Source organism: Streptomyces sp. DSM 110735 (genome assembly GCF_016482685.1).
Taxonomy (GTDB): domain Bacteria; phylum Actinomycetota; class Actinomycetes; order Streptomycetales; family Streptomycetaceae; genus Streptomyces.
In genome coordinates, this window is record NZ_JACYHF010000004.1 from 366,773 (window position 1) to 387,782 (window position 21,010).

Sequence of the window (21,010 nt, forward strand, 5' to 3'; positions counted from 1 at the left end):
GCCCCTCCTGTGACGGTCCCCACCCCCCATTCCCGCCCCCGCCCCACTCCCCGTGCTGCACACTCCGCCCATGGAGAGCAGGGGTGCGGGGAGTGTGCGGCGGTGGGACCGGCACGGGCGGCTCCACGAGGTGGGGGTGCGGCAGAACGGGCTGCGGCGGGTGATCAGTTGCGGGACCTGCGGCTGGCGGGAGGGGACGCGGCTCCTGCCGTGGGGCAGGGCGGAGGAGCACCTGGAGAAAGCGGCGGCGCATCTGGCCGCGGCCCATCAGGCGACGGTCGACCCCGCGCGGCGATGAATCGGCGCGCCCGTGGGAGTCGTACCCAGTGACGCCCCACGCCGACCGGAAGGCGACCGCCATGACCGCACTGCACGACACGCTGAGCCAGTACGTCGACGACGGCCGCCTCCCCGGCGCGGTCGCGCTGGTCGCGCGCGGGGACGACGTCGAGGTGGTGACCGTCGGGCACGCGGACGAGGAGCGGAGCGTGCCGATGGCGCGGGACTCGCTGTTCCGGATCGCCTCCATCAGCAAGCCCCTCACCGCCGCCGCGCTGATGATGCTGATCGAGGACGGGCGGGTCGCCCTTGAGGACCCGGTGGAACGGTGGCTGCCGGAACTGGCCGCGCCCATGGTGGTGCGGACGCCGGAGAGTCCGGTCGACGACGTGGTCCCCGCCGAACGGTCCATCACCGTGGAGGACCTGCTCAGTTCCCGGCCGGGCTGGGGCTTCCCCGCCGACTTCTCGCTGCCCGCGGTCACCGCCCTGTTCGCCGTGCAGAACGGCCGCTTCCCGCACACCTACCCGACCCTGGACACCTGGCTGGCCGAACTCGCCAAGGTCCCGCTGCTGAACCAGCCCGGCGAGGCGTGGCTCTACAACACCGCCTCCGACCTCCAGGGCGCCCTGATCGCGCGGGCGTCAGGCAGCACGCTCCCGGAGTTCATGGCCGAGCGGATCTTCGAACCCCTCGGCATGAAGGACACCGGCTTCTGCGTGCAGGAGCGCGAGTGGCACCGGTTCACCACCGCCTTCCGCCCGGGCGAGAACGGCACTGCCGAGGTCTCGGACGACCGCATGGACGACTGGAAGCGGCTCCCCGACTTCCCCTCCGGCGCCGGTGGTCTGGTCTCCACCGCCGACGACTGGCTGGCGTTCGCCCGGATGCTGCTCGCCCGCGGCGAGAGCCCCGAAGGGCGCCGTCTCCTCTCCCCGGAAGCCGTGACCCGCATGACCACCGACCGCCTCACCCCCGCCCAGCGCGAAGCCAGCCCCCTCTTCCTGGAGGGCCAGGGCTGGGGCTACGGCGGCTCGGTGGACGTCACCCGCACCGACCCCTGGACCGTCCCCGGCCGCTACGGCTGGGTCGGCGGCACCGGCACCACAGCCCACCTGATCCCGGCCACCGCCAAGGTCACCGTCCTCCTCACCCAGGTCGCCATGACCGGCCCCACCCCACCGGAGGCGATGCGCGACTTCTGGCGCGTCACCGCCTAGTTGGAACTGGAGGCTACTTGAGGTGCTCGGTGAGGTCGTCCACCGTCCAGTCGGCCTGACGGAGGATGGAGCGCAGAGTGCCCGGCGCGAGGGAACGATGCAGGGGCACGATGACAGTTCGATCATCTTTGCGGTACTTGGCGTGACTGCCACGGGTGGAGACATGGCCGAATCCGGCGCGCTCCAGCGCCTTGACGATCTCAGTACCGGACAGGCCGTTGGGTACGGCAGGGCTCATGCGACGCGAACCTCGACCGGCGCGGTGATCACGTCAGTGACCTCGGGTACGGGAGCGTCCTCGAAGTACAGCTCCAGCGCCTCACGGAGGTTGGACAATGCCTCCTCGATGCTCTCGCCCTGGCTGGTGACCTCTACCTGGAGGCAACGGGCCACATACCACCCGTCCTCATGGGTGACCGCGGCAGTCAGATGCAGTGCGTGCGTCATGGGCAAAGTCTGGCACGCCGGGCGATATCGACGATGGTGTTCCACCACCTCACCCAGTCGTCGCATCAAGCGTATGCCGCCGAAGCCGACATACGTCGAGCGAAAACCCACGCCTAGGCATCCGCCCGCAACCCCCGTATCAGCAGTCCCACCACCGCCTCGAAGTCCGTCTCGATCTCCGGGCGCTGCCATTCGCGGGCGTGGCAGGGGTCGTGGAAGCGGGCTGTGGCCTGGAAGACGGCGCGGGCTTCGGCGGTGGCGTCGGCCGGGCGGAAGGTGCCCGTGTCGACACCGGCTCCGATGATGGTGGCGAGCTGGGCGGTGAGGTCGGTGATGTGGTCGCCGACCGTGGCGCCGTTCTCGTCGGCCAGGACGCTGTAGGTGGCGAAGAGTTCGGGGTCGTCGCCCGCCTTGTGCCGCTTGGCCTCGAAGAGGGCGGACAGCCAGTCGCGCAGCCGTTCCTCGGCGGGGCCCGGGCCACCGGCGATCCCGGCCAGCTTGAGCGAGGTGCGGTCCAGCCAGCGCTTGGTCACCGCCTCGCGCAGCGCCGCCTTGGTGCGGAAGTGGCGGTAGACGCTGCCGTGGCTGACACCGAGCGCGCGGGCCACGTCCACCACGGTGGCCTTGGCCGGGCCGTGGCGGCGCAGCACCTCCTCGGTCGCTTCGAGGATGCGCTCGGCGGTCAGGGTCTCGGTCGCTGCCATGTCCTAGACCGTACCTGGCGGGAAGGCGGCCGTGACCGGCGGAGACGGGTCCTTTCGCCGGGCGCCCGGGCCGCGTCTCACCGCTCGCTGTCGAGCATGGCCATCTGGGCCGGGGCGTACCGCTCCCCCGCTGCCGCGTCCGCCGGTACGGCCTCCTCGATGGCGGCGAGGTCGGCCGCGTCCAGGGTCACGTCGAGCGCGCCCAGTGCCTCCGTGAGCCGCTCGCGGGTGCGGGCGCCGACCAGCGGCACGATGTCCTCGCCCCGGGAGAGCACCCAGGCGATGGCGATCTGGGCGACGCTGGCGCCCTTCTGCTCGGCGATCTTCCGCAGGGCGTCGACCAGGGTCAGGTTGTGCTGGAAGTTCTCGCCCTGGAAGCGCGGCGAGAAGGAGCGGAAGTCGGTGGCCGCGAAGTCGCGGTCGGCGGTGATGTGGTTGGAGAGGAGCCCGCGCGAGAGGACGCCGTACGCCGTGACGCCGATGCCCAGTTCGCGCAGGGTGGGCAGGATCTCCTGCTCCGGACCGCGGGAGATCAGCGCGTACTCGATCTGGAGGTCGGAGATCGGGGCCGTCGCGGCGGCCCGGCGGATGGTGTCGGGTCCGACCTCGCTGAGACCGATGTGCCGGACCCAGCCCTTCTCGACCAGTTCCGCGACGGCGCCGACCGTCTCCTCGATCGGCACGTCCGGGTCGAGGCGGGAGGGGCGGTAGATGTCGATGTGGTCCACGCCGAGGCGCTGGAGGGAGTAGGCGGCGAAGGTCTTCACGGCGGCGGGGCGGCCGTCGAAGCCCAGCCAGGCGCCGTCCGGGTCGCGCAGGGCGCCGAACTTCACGCTCAGCACGGCGTTCTCCCGCAGGTGGGCGGGGGCGGTGCGGAGGGCTTCGCCGACCAGCAGCTCGTTGTGGCCCATGCCGTAGAAGTCGCCGGTGTCGAGGAGGGTGACACCTTCCTCCAGGGCGGCGTGCACGGTGGCGAGGGCTTCCGGGCGGTCCGCCTCTCCGTACATGCCGGACATGCCCATGCAGCCGAGGCCGAGGGCGGAGACCTGGGGGCCGGTGGTTCCGAGATTGCGCGTGGGAATCGTCATGCGTCCAGCCTGGCACGACGACTGACAGAATTCAATATCTGTCACCTGTTATTTGTCAGTCGCTCGTGGGTAGAAGCCTCTCGGGCACCCGAGGCGGACGCGGAGACGGACGCAGAGACGGACACCGAAGCGGGCACGAAAAAGCCCACCCTCCGGCCCGGAGGACCGGACAGGAGGGTGGGCGGAAATGCTGAGGTCAGGCGCCGATGAGACGGGCCGCGAGGTAGCCCTCGATCTGGTCGAGGGAGACGCGCTCCTGCTTCATCGTGTCGCGCTCGCGCACGGTCACCGCGTTGTCCTCGAGCGTGTCGAAGTCGACGGTCACGCAGAACGGGGTGCCGATCTCGTCCTGACGGCGGTAGCGGCGGCCGATGGCGCCGGCGTCGTCGAAGTCGATGTTCCAGTTCTGGCGCAGCGCCTGGGCGAGACCCTTGGCCTTCGGGGACAGCTCCGGGTTGCGGGAGAGCGGGAGGACGGCGACCTTGACCGGCGCGAGGCGGTGGTCGAGGCGCAGCACGACGCGCTTCTCCATCTTGCCCTTGGCGTTGGGCGCCTCGTCCTCGGTGTAGGCGTCGAGGAGGAAGGCCAGCATGGTGCGGCCGACACCCGCGGCGGGCTCGATGACGTAGGGGGTCCAGCGCTCGCCGGCCTCCTGGTCGAAGTAGGAGAGGTCCTGGCCGGACGCCTTGGCGTGGGCGCCGAGGTCGTAGTCGGTCCGGTTGGCGACACCCTCCAGCTCGCCCCACTCCGAGCCGCCGAACGAGAAGCGGTACTCGATGTCGGCGGTGCGCTTGGAGTAGTGGGAGAGCTTCTCCTTCGGGTGCTCGAACCAGCGCATGTTCTCCTCGCGCAGACCGAGCCCGGTGTACCAGTTCCAGCGCTGCTGCATCCAGTACTCCTGCCACTCCTCGTCCTCACCCGGCTTGACGAAGAACTCCATCTCCATCTGCTCGAACTCGCGGGTGCGGAAGATGAAGTTGCCGGGCGTGATCTCGTTGCGGAAGGACTTGCCCATCTGGGCGATGCCGAACGGCGGCTTGCGGCGCGAAGTGGTCTGCACCTGGGCGAAGTTGGTGAAGATGCCCTGGGCGGTCTCGGGACGCAGGTAGGCGACGGAGCCGGAGTCCTGGGTCGGGCCGAGGTGGGTGGAGAGCAGACCGGAGAACTGCTTGGGCTCGGTGAAGGTGCCCTTGTTGCCACAGTTGGGGCAGTTGAGGTCGGCCAGGCCGTTCGCCGGGGCGTGGCCCTTCTTCTCCTCGTACGCCTCTTCCAGGTGGTCCGCGCGGAACCGCTTGTGACACGAGGTGCACTCGGTCAGCGGGTCCGTGAAGGTGGCGACGTGACCGGAGGCGACCCAGACCTCGGGGGCCAGGATGACGGACGAGTCGATACCGACCACGTCCTCGCGCGACGTCACCATGTAGCGCCACCACTGACGCTTGATGTTCTCCTTGAGCTCGACACCCAGCGGTCCGTAGTCCCAGGCGGCACGCTGTCCGCCGTAGATCTCACTGCACGGGAAAACGAAGCCACGGCGCTTGCTCAGGCTGACGATGGTGTCGATCTTGTCGGCGGCCACGGTGCTCTCTTCATTACGACGACGGGCGTTGAAGCGAGATGCTTCCAGCGAATGATTCAGGTTACCGGCGCAGGCTCCCCCTCGGCCAAATCGGCCCCCGCCCGCAGGCGCCCCGGGGCTGCGCAAGATCACCCAAGGCCACCCAAGCCCCTCCCAAACTTCTCCCGCGAGCGCCCGCATCGCAAGACGCCGGGAAGCTTGTTGACAACGGTTTCCATCTTCGTTGAAAATGAGTGTCATGAACGTACGACGACGCCTCATATCCGGGTCCGCCTTCGCGGCCGCCACCGCGCTGGGCCTCGGCGCGCTCACCGGTTGCTCGGGCGGTGCGAGCGCGACGGGCAACACGGACAAGCTGGACGTCGTCGCCTCCTTCTATCCGATGGCCTTCCTGGCGAACGAGATCGGCGGCTCCCACGTCCACGTGACGACGCTGACCACCCCCGGCCAGGAGCCGCACGACCTGGAGATCAGCCCCCAGCAGATCGCGGGGCTCCAGGACTCCGACGCGGTCCTCTATCTGAAGGGGCTGCAGCCCTCGGTCGACAAGGCCGTGGCCGAGTCGCCGGTCAAGACCAAGATCGACGCGGCCACGCTGACCACGCTGGAGGAGCACGGCACCGAGGTCGGCGGCCACGCGGCCGAGCACGCCGAGGGCGGCCACGACGAGGAGGAGTCGGGCAAGGACCCGCACATCTGGCTCGACCCGGTGCGCTACGCACAGGTCGCCCAGGGCGTCGGCCGCGCCTTCGAGAAGGCAGACCCGAAGCACAAGGCCGCCTACGCCAAGAACACCGACGCCCTGGTCAAGCGGCTCGACGAGCTGAACACGCAGTACAAGGACGGGCTCGCGCACACCCGGTCCAAGGTCTTCATCACCACCCACGCCGCCTTCGGCTACCTCGCCGAGCGCTACGGCCTCACCGAGGAGGCCATCAGCGGGCTCGACCCCGAGTCGGAGCCGAGCGCGGCGCGCGTGAAGGACCTCCAGAAGCTGGCGAAGGCCGACGGCGTGACCACCGTCTTCTACGAGACGCTGGTCAGCGACAAGACCGCCAGGACCATTGCCGGGGACGGCCGCCTCAAGACCGACGTGCTCGACCCCCTCGAAGGCATCACCAAGAAGTCCCGGGGTCAGGACTACTTCGCCGTCCAGGAGGCCAACCTCAAGGCTCTCCAGAAGGCGCTGGGGGCGAAATGACCAGCCCCAGTACCAACCCCGGCACCACCCCCGGCTCTGAGCGCGTACTGGAACTGCGCGACATCCGCGCCGAACTCGGCGGACGCCCCGTCCTGCGCGGCGTCGACGTGAGCGTGGGGCGCGGCGAGGTCGTCGCGCTGCTCGGCGCCAACGGCTCCGGCAAGTCCACCGCCGTACGCACCGCGATCGGGCAGGTGCCCGCCGTCTCCGGCTCGGTGGAGCTGTTCGGCACGCCGCTGAAGTCGTTCCGCGCATGGTCGCGCGTGGGGTACGTGCCGCAGCGCACCAGCGCGGCGGGGGGCGTGCCCGTCACGGTGACCGAGGTCGTCTCCTCCGGGCGGCTGTCCCGTACCCGCTTCGGTCTCTTCCGCAAGGCGGACCGGGAGGCGGTGCACCGGGCACTCGAACTGGTCGGCATGGCGGACCGCGCCGGGGACTCGGTGACCGCGCTCTCCGGCGGCCAGCACCAGCGGGTGCTGATCGCGCGGGCGCTGGCCGCCGATCCCGAGCTGCTGATCATGGACGAGCCGATGGCGGGCGTGGACCTCGCCAGCCAGGAAGTGCTGGCCGCGACGCTGCGCGAGCAGGTCGCGAGCGGGGCGAGCGTCCTGCTCGTGCTGCACGAACTGGGCCCGTTGGAGCCGCTGATCGACCGGGCGGTCGTCCTGCGCGACGGCTGCGTACTGCACGACGGACCGCCCCCGAAGGCGGTCGGCCAGCACGCCCTGCCCGGCCACGACCACGTACACCCGCACGCCCCCGAGGGCGCCGGACCGATCCGCACGGGACTGCTGAGCTGATGGACCTCCTGAACTACGCCTTCATGCAGCGGGCGCTCCTCGCGGCCGTCCTGGTCGGCATCACCGCGCCCGCGATCGGCATCTACCTCGTCCAGCGCCGCCAGCCCCTCATGGGCGACGGCATCGGGCACGTGGCGATGACCGGCGTCGGTCTCGGCTTCCTGCTGCACTCCTCGCCGGTGTGGATGGCCACGCTGGTCTCGGTCGCGGGCTCGGTCCTCATGGAGCTGATCCGCTGGTACGGCCGCGCACGCGGCGACATCGCCCTCGCCATGCTCTTCTACGGCGGCATGGCGGGCGGCGTGATGCTGGTCAACCTCGCGCCGGGCGGCTCCAACGCCAACCTCACCTCGTACCTCTTCGGCTCCCTCTCCACGGTCTCGCCCTCGGACGTGACCGCGATCGTGGTGCTGGCCGCGCTGGTGGTCGCGGTGACGCTGGGGCTGCGGCGGCAGTTGTTCGCCGTCAGCCAGGACGAGGAGTTCGCGCGGGTCACCGGGCTGCCGGTGCGCGCGCTGAACCTGCTGACCGCCGTCACCGCCGCCGTCACCGTCACCGTGGCGATGCGCGTGGTCGGTCTGATCCTGGTCTCCGCGCTGATGGTCGTACCGGTGGCCGCCGCGCAGCAGCTCACCCGGGGGTTCGCGGCGACCTTCGGTCTCGCGGTGGCGATCGGCGTCGCGGTGTCTCTCGGCGGCACGGTCACGTCGTTCTACGTGGACGTCCCGCCCGGGGCCACGATCGTGCTGCTCACCATCGCCGCATTCGCCGTCCTGGCGGTGCTGGCGGCGCCGCTGGCGCGCCGACGCGCCCGTGCGGCGCGGCTGTCCGGCGACCCGGCGGAGTGCACGATTCCGGCCACGCGGACGGCCGGGGACGAGGTCGGCGTCTGACCCGGTGGGGTCCGGGCTGGCACAATGGCCCGGTCAGAGGCGCAGACATGAGGAGGCACCCGGTGACGACCGCTGGACCGCCCGTGAAGGGCCGCGCGACCCGGCAGCGCGCAGCGGTGGCGGCGGCCCTGGACGAGGTCGACGAGTTCCGCAGCGCGCAGGACCTGCACGACATGCTCAAGCACAAGGGCGACTCGGTGGGTCTGACCACTGTCTACCGCACTTTGCAGTCCCTCGCCGAGGCGGGCGAGGTCGACGTCCTGCGCACCTCCGACGGCGAGTCCGTCTACCGCCGCTGCTCCACCGGCGAGCACCACCACCACCTCGTCTGCCGCACCTGCGGCAAGGCGGTCGAGGTCGCGGGCCCGGCGGTGGAGAAGTGGGCCGAGGCCATCGCCTCCGAGCACGGCTACGTCAACGTGGCCCACACGGTGGAGATCTTCGGCACGTGCGCGGACTGCGCGGGGGCGCGCTGCTGAGTTCGGCCGTGGGGTGACGGGGCGGCGGGATCAGCCGCCGCCGCCTCGGCGCCGCCCGCAGCCGTACGTCAACTCAGCACGTCCCCGCATCCCCCCTGTGCACGCTGAAACTCAGCAGCGCGTGAGGTGGCGGTCCAGCAGCGCCCGCAGGCGATCCACGTCGGCACGGTCGGGAAGACCGTGCTTGGGAAGCATCGTGAAGCCCGTGGCGTTCTTGTCGTCGCTGACCAGGACGAAGACGCGGTCCGTTTCGCGGTAACGGGGCTGGGCCCGCCAGGTGATCGTCGTGGTGGCCGTGTCGGTCGCCACCGAGACCCCGGCGTCCGTCACGGTGACCCGGAAGACGCCCTGCCGGTCGGTCAGGCGCTGGACCTGGCGGGCCAGCAGCCAGGGCGACAGCAGGGTCAGCGACGGGACGGCCACGCTCCCCACCAGCAGCACGAGCGGCACGCCCGGCTTCCCGGTGACCAGGAGGACGACCTCCAGCACCAGGAAGAACCCGGCGACGACGCAAAGGGTGCGCAGGCGCCGCCCGGTCCGACCCAGCCACATCCGTGCCCGCACCGCCGAAATGAAGTCCGCCGCCACCGGCCGGTACGTCAGCTCCACGACGTCGCCGGTCATGTCCTTCTCCATGTCCACTCCCCGACTCAGCAGCGCGTGAGGTGACGGTCGAGGATCGCGCGCAGGCGATCGACGTCGGCACGGTCGGGGAGACCGTGCTTGGGGAGCATCGTGAAGCCCGTGGCGTTCTTGTCGTCGCTGACCAGGACGAAGACGCGGTCGGTCTCGCGGTAGCGGGGCTGAGCCTGCCAGGTGATCGTCGTGGTGGCCGTGTCGGTCGCCACCGAGACCCCGGACTCCGTCACGGTGACCCGGAAGACACCCTGACGCTCGGTGTACCTGGCGAGGCGGCGGCCCGTCAGCCAGGGCAGCAGCGGCACCATCACGGCAGCGACCAGCATCGCCGCCAACGAGCCGACGGACGGGCGGTCGCCGCCCAGCGCGAGGTACACCCCGAGCTGCACCGCCACCGAGCACCCCATCAAGACCGGCACCCACCGGACCAGCCACCCCAGCCGACTCACCCGCAGCCGGGCCCGCAACGCCGACGCGAAGTCCTCGGCCGTCGGCCGGTACGTCAGCTCCACGACCTCCCCGGCCGTCTCCTCGACGACCTCCGGCTCCTGCTCCACAGCCCCACCCCTCACCATGTCCATGACCGTGAGGGGGGATCGTAAGCCCAGATGATCTTCCACCACGAGCCCTTTACGGCGCTCAGCCGAGCCCGGCGTGCCGCTGAAGGAGCGCGCGCAGCCGCGCGGTGTCCGAGTCCGCGCCCGGCACGCGCTTCGGGATGATCGTGAGCGGCGGAAGCGGCGGAGCAGGGCGCGCCCCGCCGGTCAGCAGGAACGCGCGCCGGGTCTCCCGGCACCGCGGCTTCGTGGCCCAACTGAACGACCGCACCCGGCCGTCGGCCGCCAACGTGACCCCGGTCTCCGCGACCGTCACCCGGACCGTGCCCTCACGCTTGGCACGGCGCCAACCGGCGAAGGCCGTCAGCCAGGGCGCGGACAGCATGAACACGGCGAGGGCGCCCCGCAGGACGAGCAGGAACACCGGTTTGCCGTCGTGTCCCGTCCGCAGCATCCGCCCCGACGACGATCCCTCCCCGGACCAGTGATCCATGATCGTGGTGATCAATGATCGTGACCGTGAGGAGGGATCGTAGAGCGAGATGCAACGTCACGCGTCAGCCGGGTCGTTGCCCTTCATCGCCGCCTCCATCGCGAGCAGCTCCTCGTTCGGGACGGCGCCGCCGAAGCGGCGGTCGCGAGAGGCGAACTCGACGCAGGCGCGCCACAGGTCACGCCGGTCGAAGTCGGGCCACAGGACGTCCTGGAAGACCATCTCGGCGTAGGCGCTCTGCCAGAGAAGGTAGTTGGAGGTGCGCTGCTCGCCGCTGGGGCGCAGGAAGAGGTCGACGTCCGGCATGTCCGGGTAGTACATGTACTTCTGGATCGTCTTCTCGGTGACCTTGGACGGGTCGAGGCGCCCCGCCTTCACGTCCTCCGCGATGGCCTGCGCCGCGTCGGCGATCTCGGCGCGGCCGCCGTAGTTCATGCAGAAGTACAGGGTGAGCAGGTCGTTGTCCTTGGTCTGCTCCTGCGCGATCTGCAGCTCCTTGGCGACCGACTTCCACAGCTTGGGCATACGGCCGACCCACCGCACCCGGATGCCCAGCTCGTCGAGCTGGTCGCGGGTCTTGCGGATGAAGTCGCGGTTGAAGTTCATGAGGAAGCGCACCTCGTCGGGCGAGCGCTTCCAGTTCTCGGTGGAGAAGGCGTAGAGGGAGATGTTGCGCACGCCGACCTCGATGGAGCCCTGGAGCACGTCGAGCACGCGCTCGGCGCCCACCTTGTGCCCCTCGGTGCGCGGCAGCCCGCGCTCCTTGGCCCAGCGCCCGTTGCCGTCCATGACGATCGCGACGTGCTCGGGGATCAGCTCACCGGGAAGCTTCGGCGCACGCGCGCCCGAGGGGTGCGGCTCGGGCGCCTTGTACTCGCGCTGCCGCCGCCCCAGAAATCCGCGTACGACCATGTGCTTCTCGTCTCCTCAGCAGTGCTAGCCGCTTACTTCTCTACGTACCGAAGGGAGCGCAGCCCGCGCTCCAGATGCCAGTGCAGATAGGCGGACACCAGACCGCTCCCCTCGCGGACGTGCCGCGCCTCGGCCGCGTCCGCCGTCTCCCAGTCTCCCGTAAGCAGCGCGGCGAGGAGCACCAGGGTCTGCGGGGACGGTACGACACTGCCCGCGACCCGGCAGTCCACGCAGACCGAGCCGCCCGAGGCGACCGAGAAGAACCGGTTCGGTCCTGGCATCCCGCACCGCGCGCAGTCCCCGAAGCTGGGCGCGTAGCCGTTCACCGCGAGCGAGCGGAGCAGGAACGCGTCGAGGACGAGATGCGAGGCGTGCTCACCGCGCGCGAGGGTGCGCAGGGCGCCGACGAGGAGCAGATACTGCTGCACGGCCGGTTCGCCCTCGTGGTCGGTGAACCGCTCGGCCGTCTCCAGCATGGCCGTCCCGGCGGTGTAGCGGGCGTAGTCGGTGACGATCCCGCCGCCGTACGGCGCGATGGTCTCGCTCTGCGTGCACAGCGGCAGACCGCGCCCGATCAGCTCGCTGCCCCGCGCGAAGAACTGCACGTCCACGTGCGAGAACGGCTCAAGGCGCGCCCCGAACTTCGACTTCGTCCGCCGCACCCCCCGCGCCACGGCCCGCACCCGCCCGTGCCCCCGAGTGAGCAACGTGATGATCCGGTCCGCTTCCCCGAGCTTCTGGGTGCGCAGCACGATGCCGTCGTCGCGGAACAGACTCATGGGGCCATTCTGCCTTCACCGGAGCACCGCCGGACCCCATGGGTCCTCACCGGCCATGATCGCCGCTCGGCGGTATTCACCGGGAGCGCGCTCCCGGAATGCCTGTCTGCGCCCCCTGTGCTCCACGCGTCCGCTCTGTAGGATCCAGCCACAAATCCGCCGGGCTGAATGGAGCCGACATCCATGGCTGAATGGTCCACCCGGCCCGGGCGTCCGGCGGATCTGGCGCCGATCCGCACCTTGCTGGGAAACACCTGCGACGGAGAAGCAGTCCCCTCGTCCGGCATTCTCGCCGATGCGATTGACCGAAATCTGGTGCGGGTGGCGGAATGCGACGGCGAGGTGACGGGCTGCATCGTCGCGGAGATGCCCTCTCCCCGCCATGTGCGACTGACGGTGGTCGCGGTGCGGGCGGATATGCGGCGCCGGGGAATGGCGGCACGATTACTGACGGAGATGATGCGCCAGATTCCCCGGAACACGGACGAACCGCCACTGGTCTCCGCGGTGGCGCACGCGGAACAGCCCGCCGCCACCTGTCTTCTGCTGGCGGCAGGCTTCATCGGTACGCGCGTCCTGCACACGGGAGACAGCGACGGCGCCCCCTTGATCCACTATCAGTACAAACTGCGCGTCGAATACATCGATCCGGACGCCCGGCACCTCGTGGCCGCCAGTGCGCGGGAACAACTGGCGGAATCGCTGGCACCGACCGATCACGCCGTGACGGCTCTGGTCATGCTGGGCGGGGAACCGGCATTCGAGATCGCCCGCTTCGAACGGGACGACCCCGCGACACTTCAGTCGGGGGAAGCGGCGGCCGGTATCGCGTTCTCGGGATCGATTCTCGCCGCCGTGACCTTCCTGCTGGGTTTCGCCTTCGCGTCGACCAGGTTCCCCGACGACGTCCGCCTGCTGCTGATCGGCGCGACCTTCAGCACGGTGCTCTCGCTGATCATTTACGCCAGCGCCTCCGGCGAGCTGGCCCGAATACGCTCCAATTCCTTCGGGCGGATCATGAAATGGGGGAACGTCCTGTCCGAATACGGCGGCGTACTGCCCTTTGTGATCTCGCTTCCCGTCACCTACGCCCAGGTCAGCGGTGACCGGTGGGCGACCATGGTGCTGGCCGTCGCGCTCGCGGTGGCGATCGGCTGGTACGAACGTTCCGAATTCTCCATCGCCTACAGATTCCGGCGGAGCCCGACCGAGATCGTCCTGATGACGCTCACCGCCCTTTCGCCGGTCGCCGGTGCGGTCCTGGTGGCCACGACGACCACGAGCTGGCCGTGGACCGCCGTACTGGCCGCCACGCTGGCCTGCCGGACCTGGCTGTACCTCTTCCACCGGGGCTCGGAGGAGGGCGTCGCGGAGCGACGGCGGTGGCAGATCAGAGGGTGAGACCCACCGTCCCGCGCACCCGCTCGGCGACCTCGCGGGCACATCCCCAGGACAGGGTCACTCCCGCCCCGCCGTGACCGTAGTTGTGCAGGAGCAGGGTGCCGTCGCGCGACTCCTCGGCGAGCCGCACCTCGGTCCGCACGGGACGCAGTCCCACCCGGTGTCCGACCACACGCGCACCCGCCAGCGACGGCTCGACCTCGACGCAGCGCCGGACGATCTCACGGGCCGCGTCCTCGTCCAGGCGGGTGTCCCAGACGCCGTCCACGGCCGTACCGCCGAGGACCACGGTGTCGGAGTGCGGGTAGATGTAGGTGAGTTCCTTCGCTCCCGGGGTGTCGTCACAGAAGAACGAGCGGATGCCCGGGTTCTCCATCACCACCAACTGACCGCGCAGCGGCCGCACCGCGGTGTCCTGCGCCAGGAACCGGGCTTCCGCGCCGGTGCAGTTGACGACCACGGGTGCTTCGCGCACCGCCTCGTCGAGGGTGCGGTGGCGGTGCCGGCGCAGATGCCCACCGGCCTGGGCGAACCTCTCGGTGAGGTAGTGGAGGTAGCGGGGCATGTCGACGAGGGGGGCGCGGTACCGCCAGCCGGTGACGAATCCCTGGCGGAGTTCGCCGGGAGAACACAGACGCGCTTCGACCGCGCTCCCCCACTCCGGCATCGGGCGGGGTACCCGTGACTCGTGGGTGCCCTCTATCAGTTGGACCCCGGTGCTCTCGTCGGCGCTCAGCGCGTTCAGCTCCGCCAGAGTGGTGCGGCCCCACTCCTCGACGCGGTGAGCGGGCTCCACCAGGTAGGGGTCCCACATCGCTCCCGCGGCCGCCGAGGTCGTCTCGCCGGGGGGCCGGTCACTGTCGACCCGTACGTTCAGCCCCGCCTCCGCCAGACACACCGCCGTGGTGAGTCCCACGACCCCGGCACCCACCACGACCACGTCGGCCGACAAGGCTCACCTCCGTGTGGATCTCCTCGGTACCCGTGCGGGAAGAGCATCCCCACGGCCGACCCCAGTCGAACCGTTGTACGCCCGACTGCGGTCACGACGTCCGTCCTCAGATGTCCATTCCCGGTCGGGCACCTCCCCCCCTCACCGCCCCGCGAACCTCCGCACATACCCCCGCTGCCAAGGCGTCTCCACCGCATGCCGGTCGTAGTGCCGTCGTACGAAGTCCACCGCCTCGCCCGCCGGTACGCCGTCCAGGACCGCCACGCAGGCCAGCGCGGTGCCCGTGCGCCCCCGGCCGCCGCCGCAGGCGAACTCCACCCGCTCGTCCGCCGCCCGCTCCCACGCGTCGGTGAGGACGGCTCGGGCGGCGATGTGGTCGGCGGGGAGGCGGAAGTCGGGCCAGCGGAGCCACTGGAACTCCCAGGGGACGGTGGGCGGGCGCTTGTTGAGGAGGTAGACGCCGTAGGTGGGCGGGGGTGCGGCGGGGTCCAGGGGTTTGCGCAGGCCACGGCCGCGTACCAGGCGTCCGGAGGGGAGCCGGAGTACGCCGGGGGCGTGCTGGTCCCAGGGGGGTGTCGACGGGTCGTCACTCATGGGCGTGATTATTTCGGCGGGGCGCGGGGCGGGCGGTGCCGACACCAGGGGCGCCGGGGAATACCGCCGCATCCCTTCCCCGCACTTGTCCGGCCAGGTATCTTGCATCGCATGGAACCAGGTGATTCGACCAAGCAGGCCAGGGCGGCCGCCCAGTTGCGCAAGGGGGTGCTGGAGTACTGCGTGCTCGCTCTGATGCGGGACCGCCCGCGCTACGGGGTGGAACTCCTGCAGGCGCTGGAGGGCTCGGGCACGCTGGCGACCAGTCAGGGGACGGTCTATCCGCTGCTCTCCCGGCTCCGTCGCGACGATCTGGTCACCACCACCTGGCAGGAGTCCCCCTCCGGACCGCCCCGGCGCTACTACGCGCTCACCGACAGCGGCCGGGCCGCGCTGGACGAGTTCACGCGCGTCTGGCCCGGGTTCCGCGACGCCGTCGACACCTTTCTGGCCACCTCGCCCTCCTCGACCGGAGATCCCGCATGAAGACTTCTGCCGATGCCGTCCGCGACTACCTCTTCGCCGTCGAGCGCGAGGCGTCCGCGCTGCCCGCCGACCGGCGTCAGGAACTCCTCGCCGATCTGACGGAGCACATAGAGGTGACGCGCGCCGAGCGTCCCGACGCCCCGGTCGGTGAGGTGCTGGCGGAGCTGGGCGACCCCCGCACGATCGCGGCGACGGCGCTGGCCGAGACGGAGAGCGGGGCAACCGGGCTGTCGGTCAAGGGCGTTGACGCCGCCCCCGCCAGGCGCGGCAAGGTCCATCCGCTGGTCCCGCTGCTGATGCTGACCCTTTCGCTGCCCTTCATGATGATCTTCCCCGACCTTCCGGGGCCCGCGTTCGGCGTGCTGTTCCGCATCATCGGCGCGGTGCTCCTGTGCACCTCGGTGCACTGGACCGCCGTCCAGAAGACCACCGGTGTCCTGCTCACCGCCGTCCTGCCGAGCGCCGTCTTCGCCACCGCCAACCTCTCCGGCAACGGTCCGGCGACCGGCGCCCCGGCGCTCCTGGCCAACCTGGCGGCGCTCGTCCTGCTCGCGGGCGTGGCGACCTGGCTGTGGCGGGCGCGGCGCGTCTGAGACGGCGGGTCCGGTACGGGGTCACCGGCACCGGACCCGCCTGGCCGGTCCGCAGGCTCAGGGGCGGCCGAAGAACAGGCTGCCCGGCGCCTCCGGGTCGTTCGAGAAGTAGTGCTCACGGATCGCGCGGATGAACTCCTGGCGGGAGATCGCGCCGTCCCCGTCGGTGTCCAGCCGGGTGAACGACTCCATCGCGTCGGGCGCGTCGCTCTGCCACACGTCCTTCAGGAAGCGGGCGAACTCGTCCTTGCTGATCTCGTTGTCGCCGTCCACGTCGATGACGTCGAAGATCGCGTGGCCGCCGCCCTCGGTCACGTTGAGCCGGCTGGTGTCGATGACGGCGAGCCGGTTGGCCGTGACGAACTGGTCCTTCGTCAGCCGGTCCGCGTCCACGCCCGCGTGGCGCAGCAGCTCCAGCCAGTAGATCTGGCAGAAGGTCTGGAGGGCGCGGGCCCGGCGGTCGTCCTTGTCCAGCTTGTACGCCTGGATGTAGCGGTCGCCGAGCTTCTGGTAGTCCGTCCAGTCCAGGTAGCCGTCGCTGTTGGCGTCGAGGGCGTCGAACGAGCGCTCCAGCTTGACGGAGATGACGTCCTGCGCGGTGGTGGTCATGGACCGAGCCCTTCCGTGATCTTGCCTCGTGACCCCCTCAGCATGGGGCACAATCCCGCACGGATATACCGAAGCGCGCATATTCCACCCGATCCGGTGATCACCCCGACCTCGGCTCCGGGTCCGCCCAAATCCGCTTTACCGCGCGCCCCCTTCCCGCCAAGCTGGTTCCATGCCTCGCAGACTCATGTTCGTGCAGCTCAAGACGGGCTACGACATCGATCGCGGACCGTCGTGGATCGGCTGGGTGGAGTTCTCTAAGACCTGGAAGACGGCGTACTTCCAGGGTCGGACCCTGCGGCGCGGCACCGGTCTCGGACTGCCCGACGCGAACTTCTACGACGTCGACACCGACGACACCTTCTGGCTCTCCGGCCCGAAGCGCGACCGCACCGACACCCGGTACGGCCCGGGCGCGCCGACCGTGGAACCCGACGCCGCCGACGCCTACCGGGCGTTCCTCCAGGGCGCACCGTGAGCGGCTCGGCACCCCTGCCGCCCGAGACCGTGCTCGTCCTCGACCGCGACGACTGGCTGTCCGTCCACGCGTCCTTCGCGCACGCCACGAGCGACCTGGAGGCGATGGACGTCGCGGACGACGAGTACACCGCCTATGCCCCCGACGGCCGCGTACTTGCCCTCACCGTGCCCGACGGCTGGGAGGACACGGGCGCGGTCACCCTGGCCCGCACGGAGGAGTCCGACGCGCCCGGTCTGGAACGGAGAGTCGCCCGCTACTGGCGGCGCCACCAGCCCGGCCGCTCTCCGCTCGGCGCCCAGGAGACGGCACGCGCGATGCTCGCCCACGAAAGCCGGTCCACCGAAGGACGGCTCTCCCGGCTGCTGAAAAGGCGCTGACCCCGGCGGAACCCGGGCCACCCGGCGGTCACCCGCCCACGAAGCGCACCGTCTCCCCCAGGTCGGCCCACTGGCCGGGACCCATCGCGCGGTCGAGGTAGCAGAACAGAACGACCGGGGCGCCGAAGGCGGTGGAGTTCAGGGCGGCGATCTTCGCCGGGCGGTCCGGGTCGTCGCGGTCGATTCCGAGGGCTTGGTAGCGCTGGGCGGCGGCAGCGGTGAAGCGGTCCAGGTAGGGGGAGGCGAGGTCGGCCGGGTACATCGGGTACTCGCGGGAGTCGCCGGGGTCTCCGGACGCCGCTCTGGCCGTCGCGCGGCGCTTGAGGTCGGCCAGGGGCTCGCCGGTCACGACGTACACGTGCCACGGCTGGAGGTTCCCGCTCGACGGAGCCCGTGTCGCGGCGGTCAGCACGCGTTCGAGGGTGCCCCGGGGCACCGGCTCGTCGCTGAACGCCCTTACGGCCCGGCGGCTGTCCACGGCTTCCTACACATCCACGCCGCCGCACCCCAGCGCCCGCTCAGCACCTCTGCGGCTCCCGTCAGACCCTCCGCCGCGCCACCTCCAGCAGCCGCCCCATCTCCCCCGCGCCCAGCAGCAGCGCCGCGCCGATCGCGGCCAGCGCGCCCTGTTCCGCCGGGGTGTACGGGCCGTCCGCCAGGGCGATGCGGGCCGCGTCGAGGAAGAGTGCCTCGCGGCCGGGGGCGGCGAGGTGGGGGGCCAGGGGGTCCAGGGTGGTGTGGAGTTCGAGGGCGAGGCTCGCGCTGTAGGGACCCGCGGCGTCGGCCAGGGCGGCCAGCTCCTCCTCCGCACAGTCCTCGACGCCGCCCGCGCGGACGGTGGCGGCAGCCTTGGCCACGGGAGCGCGGGAGGCGGTGCCCCCGGCCACCAGGACGGCCAGGGCGACCGTGTGGACCGCGTCCCGCAGCATCGCGGAGAGACGGCGCGAGGTGGGATGGTCCAGGGCGTCGAGACCGTAGTGGCGCTGGCAGGCGGCGCACTCCACCACCGGACCGGTCTCGCCGCGCGAGAGGACCGGTACGCCGAGGAGGGTCAGGCGGACGTGACCCGTCATCCGCTGGTAGTTGCGGTCGCCCCCGCAGCCGGGACAGAAGAACTCGCCGTCCCCGGCCGGAGTCCAGGTCGTGCGGGTGCCCAGAATGCGCGCAGCTCTGGCGGCACGGCCGTTTCGTCCCCGTACTGGCAGCACGTCGCACCTCCGCACGTAACGACGCGGCAACATCGCCGCGCTGGCGTGATGTTAGCCACACTGCGGAGCCCGAGTCAGTACCTCGAACGAGACCGGCCCATTACCCCGGGTGAGCCATGGCCGGTATACGCCACATGAACAGCGGCGCCCGGGCCGTCGTACGCAGGTCGTATACGACGGTCCGGGCGCCGAAAGGCCCGGTCAGGGACGGGTCAGCGGGTCGCGCGGTTCACCGCGGAGACGACCGCCTTGAGCGACGCACGTGTCGTGTTCGCGTCGATGCCGATGCCCCACAGAACCTTGTCGCCGATCGCGCACTCGATGTAGGACGCCGCCTGCGCGGAGGCGCCCTCGCTCATCGTGTGCTCCTGGTAGTCCAGCAGGCGTACGTCCACGCCGATGGACTGCAGGGCGTCGAAGAAGGCCGAGATCGGACCGTTGCCCGAACCGGTCAGGACCGTGTCCGCGCCGTCCACGGTCGCCTCGACGGTCAGCGTGTCCACGCCGTCGGTGTCGGTGGTCGACTGACCCGTGCGCACCTGGATGCGACCCCACGGGTTCTCCGGGTTCGGCAGGTACTCGTCCTGGAAGACCGCCCAGATGTCGCGCGGGGTGATCTCGCCGCCCTCGGCGTCCGTCTTCGCCTGGATGATCTTCGAGAACTCGATCTGCATCCGGCGCGGCAGTTCCAGCTTGTGGTCGTTCTTCAGGACGTACGACACACCGCCCTTGCCGGACTGCGAGTTGACCCGGATCACGGCCTCGTAGGAGCGGCCCACGTCCTTGGGGTCGATGGGCAGGTACGGCACCGACCACTCGAGGTCGTCGACCGTGACGCCCTTGGTCTTCGCCTCGGTCTCCATGTAGTCGAAGCCCTTCTTGATGGCGTCCTGGTGGGAGCCGGAGAAGGACGTGTAGACCAGGTCGCCCACGTACGGGTGGCGCGGGTGGACCTCCATCTGGTTGCAGTACTCCCACGTGCGACGGATCTCGTCGATGTCGGAGAAGTCGATCTGCGGGTCGACGCCTTGCGAGAACAGGTTCATGCCCAGGGTGACCAGGTCGACGTTGCCGGTGCGCTCGCCCTGCCCGAACAGACAGCCCTCGACGCGGTCGGCGCCCGCCATCACGGCCAGCTCGGCCGCCGCCACCGCCGTACCCCGGTCGTTGTGCGGGTGGACCGACAGGACGACGTGCTCGCGGCGGGAGAGGTTGCGGCCCATCCACTCGAAGCGGTCCGCGTGCGTGGAGGGGGTCGAACGCTCCACCGTGGCGGGCAGGTTGAGGATGATCTCGCGCCCCGGACCCGGCTGGTAGACGTCCATGACCGCCTCGCAGACCTCCAGCGCGAAGTCCAGCTCGGTGTCGGTGAAGATCTCCGGGCTGTACTGGTAGCCGAACTCGGTCTCGGGACCCAGCAGCTTCTCCGCGTACTCCATCACCAGGCGGGTGCCGTCCACGGCGATCTGCTTGATGTCGTCCTTGGAGCCGCGGAAGACGACCCGGCGGAAGACCGGGGCGGTCGCGTTGTACAGGTGGACGGTGGCGCGGCGGGCGCCCTTCAGGGACTCCACGGTGCGCTCGATCAGGTCCTCGCGAGCCTGGGTCAGGACGGAGATCGTCACGTCCTCGGGGATCGCGCCCTCTTCCTCGATGATGGAGCGCACGAAGTCGAAGTCGGTCTGGCCGGAAGCCGGGAAGCCGACCTCGATCTCCTTGTACCCCATCCTGACCAGTTGGTCGAACATGCGGCGCTTGCGCTCGGGCGACATCGGGTCGATCAGCGCCTGGTTGCCGTCGCGCAGGTCGGTGGAGAGCCAGCGGGGGGCGGTGGTGATCCGCTTCTCCGGCCAGGTGCGGTCGGGGATGTCGACCTGGTCGTACCGGCCGTACTTGTGGATCGGCATCGGGCTGGGCTGCTGGCGGTTCGCCATGATCGCGTGGGCTCCTCGGAAGGTCCGGATGGACGGCCGACGACGCAACGCCAGAGCACCGCGGGGAGGGGGTCGGCCTTGTCTACAGGCCCTCGCCGCGGCAGCTAAGGAGAAGCAGCCCGAATCGCATGATGCTCCGCAGCCTAGCCGAGCCGCTCCGGAGGCGCCGGGGCGTATCAGCATGCGGAACCGGAGGGGGGTTCCGCTCCGGACGCGTCCATACCACCTCGTGACGCGGAGTGACGACTGAAATCACCGCATTTCATCAATCGCGGTGGCAACTAGTGACTTTGACGTCACGCAGT

Annotated in this window: 26 protein-coding genes and 1 pseudogene; 11 read left to right on the forward strand and 16 right to left on the reverse strand. The window is 70.4% G+C overall.

Features of this window, described 5'->3' with window-relative positions:
- The first annotated feature begins 70 nt into the window (after positions 1-70).
- On the forward strand, positions 71-298 hold the full coding sequence (locus IF655_RS09785; protein WP_199583715.1) for a hypothetical protein: 228 nt from the start codon (positions 71-73) through the stop codon (positions 296-298).
- Between the two features lie 61 nt (positions 299-359).
- A complete protein-coding gene (locus IF655_RS09790; protein ID WP_199583716.1) occupies positions 360-1,499 on the forward strand; it encodes a serine hydrolase in 1,140 nt (379 codons plus the stop codon).
- Positions 1,500-1,512: 13 nt separating this feature from the next.
- Here IF655_RS09790 and IF655_RS09795 read toward each other — a convergent pair whose 3' ends face one another.
- From IF655_RS09795 to IF655_RS09815, 5 genes are all read right to left on the reverse strand, one after another.
- Complete coding sequence (locus tag IF655_RS09795; protein WP_199583717.1) at positions 1,513-1,737, reverse strand: type II toxin-antitoxin system HicA family toxin; 225 nt, start codon at positions 1,735-1,737, stop codon at positions 1,513-1,515.
- Positions 1,734-1,946: a type II toxin-antitoxin system HicB family antitoxin gene (locus IF655_RS09800; RefSeq protein WP_018545243.1), complete on the reverse strand. Its 213-nt coding sequence runs from the start codon at positions 1,944-1,946 to the stop codon at positions 1,734-1,736. Before IF655_RS09800 ends, IF655_RS09795 begins: the two co-directional genes overlap by 4 nt.
- 113 nt (positions 1,947-2,059) lie before the next feature.
- Positions 2,060-2,650, reverse strand: a complete 591-nt coding sequence (locus IF655_RS09805; RefSeq protein WP_199583718.1) for a TetR family transcriptional regulator — start codon at positions 2,648-2,650, stop codon at positions 2,060-2,062.
- Positions 2,651-2,727: 77 nt separating this feature from the next.
- Complete coding sequence (locus IF655_RS09810; RefSeq protein WP_199583719.1) at positions 2,728-3,738, reverse strand: aldo/keto reductase; 1,011 nt, start codon at positions 3,736-3,738, stop codon at positions 2,728-2,730.
- Positions 3,739-3,934: 196 nt separating this feature from the next.
- A complete protein-coding gene (locus IF655_RS09815; RefSeq protein ID WP_018545240.1) occupies positions 3,935-5,317 on the reverse strand; it encodes a glycine--tRNA ligase in 1,383 nt (460 codons plus the stop codon).
- Positions 5,318-5,555: 238 nt separating this feature from the next.
- Here IF655_RS09815 and IF655_RS09820 point away from each other — a divergent pair, with 238 nt between their 5' ends.
- From IF655_RS09820 to IF655_RS09835, 4 genes are all read left to right on the forward strand, one after another.
- On the forward strand, positions 5,556-6,518 hold the full coding sequence (locus IF655_RS09820) for a metal ABC transporter substrate-binding protein (RefSeq protein WP_199583720.1): 963 nt from the start codon (positions 5,556-5,558) through the stop codon (positions 6,516-6,518).
- A complete protein-coding gene (locus tag IF655_RS09825) occupies positions 6,515-7,318 on the forward strand; it encodes a metal ABC transporter ATP-binding protein (protein WP_199583721.1) in 804 nt (267 codons plus the stop codon). The genes IF655_RS09820 and IF655_RS09825 overlap by 4 nt, the downstream gene beginning before the upstream one ends.
- Complete coding sequence (locus tag IF655_RS09830; RefSeq protein WP_199583722.1) at positions 7,318-8,211, forward strand: metal ABC transporter permease; 894 nt, start codon at positions 7,318-7,320, stop codon at positions 8,209-8,211. The genes IF655_RS09825 and IF655_RS09830 overlap by 1 nt, the downstream gene beginning before the upstream one ends.
- 62 nt (positions 8,212-8,273) lie before the next feature.
- Positions 8,274-8,690, forward strand: a complete 417-nt coding sequence (locus IF655_RS09835; protein WP_307814894.1) for a transcriptional repressor — start codon at positions 8,274-8,276, stop codon at positions 8,688-8,690.
- Positions 8,691-8,801: 111 nt separating this feature from the next.
- On the opposite strand, the gene IF655_RS09840 is transcribed toward IF655_RS09835, so the two are convergent.
- Genes IF655_RS09840 through recO form a run of 5 tightly spaced genes read right to left on the reverse strand, consistent with a single transcriptional unit; the run spans position 8,802 to position 12,070 of the window.
- The gene (locus IF655_RS09840; RefSeq protein WP_199583724.1) at positions 8,802-9,326 is read right to left on the reverse strand and encodes a YcxB family protein; all 525 of its coding nucleotides are present in this window, start codon (positions 9,324-9,326) and stop codon (positions 8,802-8,804) included.
- Positions 9,327-9,340: 14 nt separating this feature from the next.
- Positions 9,341-9,910: a YcxB family protein gene (locus IF655_RS09845; RefSeq protein WP_199583725.1), complete on the reverse strand. Its 570-nt coding sequence runs from the start codon at positions 9,908-9,910 to the stop codon at positions 9,341-9,343.
- A gap of 58 nt (positions 9,911-9,968) precedes the next feature.
- The gene (locus IF655_RS09850; protein ID WP_199583726.1) at positions 9,969-10,379 is read right to left on the reverse strand and encodes a hypothetical protein; all 411 of its coding nucleotides are present in this window, start codon (positions 10,377-10,379) and stop codon (positions 9,969-9,971) included.
- A gap of 57 nt (positions 10,380-10,436) precedes the next feature.
- Positions 10,437-11,291 (reverse strand): isoprenyl transferase, encoded by an 855-nt coding sequence (locus IF655_RS09855; RefSeq protein ID WP_199583727.1) that lies wholly within the window; start codon positions 11,289-11,291, stop codon positions 10,437-10,439.
- Between the two features lie 32 nt (positions 11,292-11,323).
- Positions 11,324-12,070 carry a DNA repair protein RecO gene (gene recO, locus IF655_RS09860; RefSeq protein WP_199583728.1) on the reverse strand — a complete coding sequence of 249 codons (747 nt, stop codon included), beginning with the start codon at positions 12,068-12,070 and terminating at the stop codon, positions 11,324-11,326.
- A gap of 183 nt (positions 12,071-12,253) precedes the next feature.
- On the opposite strand from recO, the gene IF655_RS09865 reads away from it, so the two are divergent.
- A complete protein-coding gene (locus IF655_RS09865; protein WP_199583729.1) occupies positions 12,254-13,471 on the forward strand; it encodes a GNAT family N-acetyltransferase in 1,218 nt (405 codons plus the stop codon).
- Here IF655_RS09865 and IF655_RS09870 read toward each other — a convergent pair.
- Positions 13,461-14,423: an FAD-dependent oxidoreductase gene (locus IF655_RS09870; RefSeq protein WP_199583730.1), complete on the reverse strand. Its 963-nt coding sequence runs from the start codon at positions 14,421-14,423 to the stop codon at positions 13,461-13,463. The genes IF655_RS09865 and IF655_RS09870 overlap by 11 nt on opposite strands.
- A gap of 141 nt (positions 14,424-14,564) precedes the next feature.
- Complete coding sequence (locus IF655_RS09875; RefSeq protein WP_199583731.1) at positions 14,565-15,017, reverse strand: protein-tyrosine phosphatase family protein; 453 nt, start codon at positions 15,015-15,017, stop codon at positions 14,565-14,567.
- Positions 15,018-15,128: 111 nt separating this feature from the next.
- On the opposite strand from IF655_RS09875, the gene IF655_RS09880 reads away from it, so the two are divergent.
- Positions 15,129-15,503 carry a PadR family transcriptional regulator gene (locus IF655_RS09880; RefSeq protein WP_199583732.1) on the forward strand — a complete coding sequence of 125 codons (375 nt, stop codon included), beginning with the start codon at positions 15,129-15,131 and terminating at the stop codon, positions 15,501-15,503.
- Positions 15,500-16,096, forward strand: a complete 597-nt coding sequence (locus IF655_RS09885; protein WP_199583733.1) for a hypothetical protein — start codon at positions 15,500-15,502, stop codon at positions 16,094-16,096. The genes IF655_RS09880 and IF655_RS09885 overlap by 4 nt, the downstream gene beginning before the upstream one ends.
- 57 nt (positions 16,097-16,153) lie before the next feature.
- Here IF655_RS09885 and IF655_RS09890 read toward each other — a convergent pair whose 3' ends face one another.
- Positions 16,154-16,705, reverse strand: a complete 552-nt coding sequence (locus tag IF655_RS09890) for an EF-hand domain-containing protein (protein WP_199583734.1) — start codon at positions 16,703-16,705, stop codon at positions 16,154-16,156.
- Positions 16,706-16,877: 172 nt separating this feature from the next.
- Between IF655_RS09890 and IF655_RS09895 the strand changes: the two genes are divergently transcribed.
- Both IF655_RS09895 and IF655_RS09900 read left to right on the forward strand, forming a co-directional pair.
- Complete coding sequence (locus IF655_RS09895) at positions 16,878-17,183, forward strand: hypothetical protein (RefSeq protein ID WP_242488633.1); 306 nt, start codon at positions 16,878-16,880, stop codon at positions 17,181-17,183.
- Entirely contained in the window at positions 17,180-17,563 is a 384-nt protein-coding gene (locus IF655_RS09900) for a hypothetical protein (protein ID WP_199583735.1), read from the forward strand. The genes IF655_RS09895 and IF655_RS09900 overlap by 4 nt, the downstream gene beginning before the upstream one ends.
- A 55-nt stretch (positions 17,564-17,618) precedes the next feature.
- Here the strand turns inward: IF655_RS09900 and IF655_RS09905 are convergent.
- From IF655_RS09905 to leuA, 3 genes and pseudogenes are all read right to left on the reverse strand, one after another.
- Positions 17,619-18,041: pseudogene (locus tag IF655_RS09905) on the reverse strand (nitroreductase family protein); the annotation flags it as partial.
- Positions 18,042-18,102: 61 nt separating this feature from the next.
- Positions 18,103-18,771 carry a TerB family tellurite resistance protein gene (locus tag IF655_RS09910; RefSeq protein WP_199583736.1) on the reverse strand — a complete coding sequence of 223 codons (669 nt, stop codon included), beginning with the start codon at positions 18,769-18,771 and terminating at the stop codon, positions 18,103-18,105.
- Positions 18,772-18,983: 212 nt separating this feature from the next.
- Complete coding sequence (gene leuA / locus IF655_RS09915) at positions 18,984-20,705, reverse strand: 2-isopropylmalate synthase (RefSeq protein WP_199583737.1); 1,722 nt, start codon at positions 20,703-20,705, stop codon at positions 18,984-18,986.
- Positions 20,706-21,010 lie beyond the last annotated feature (305 nt).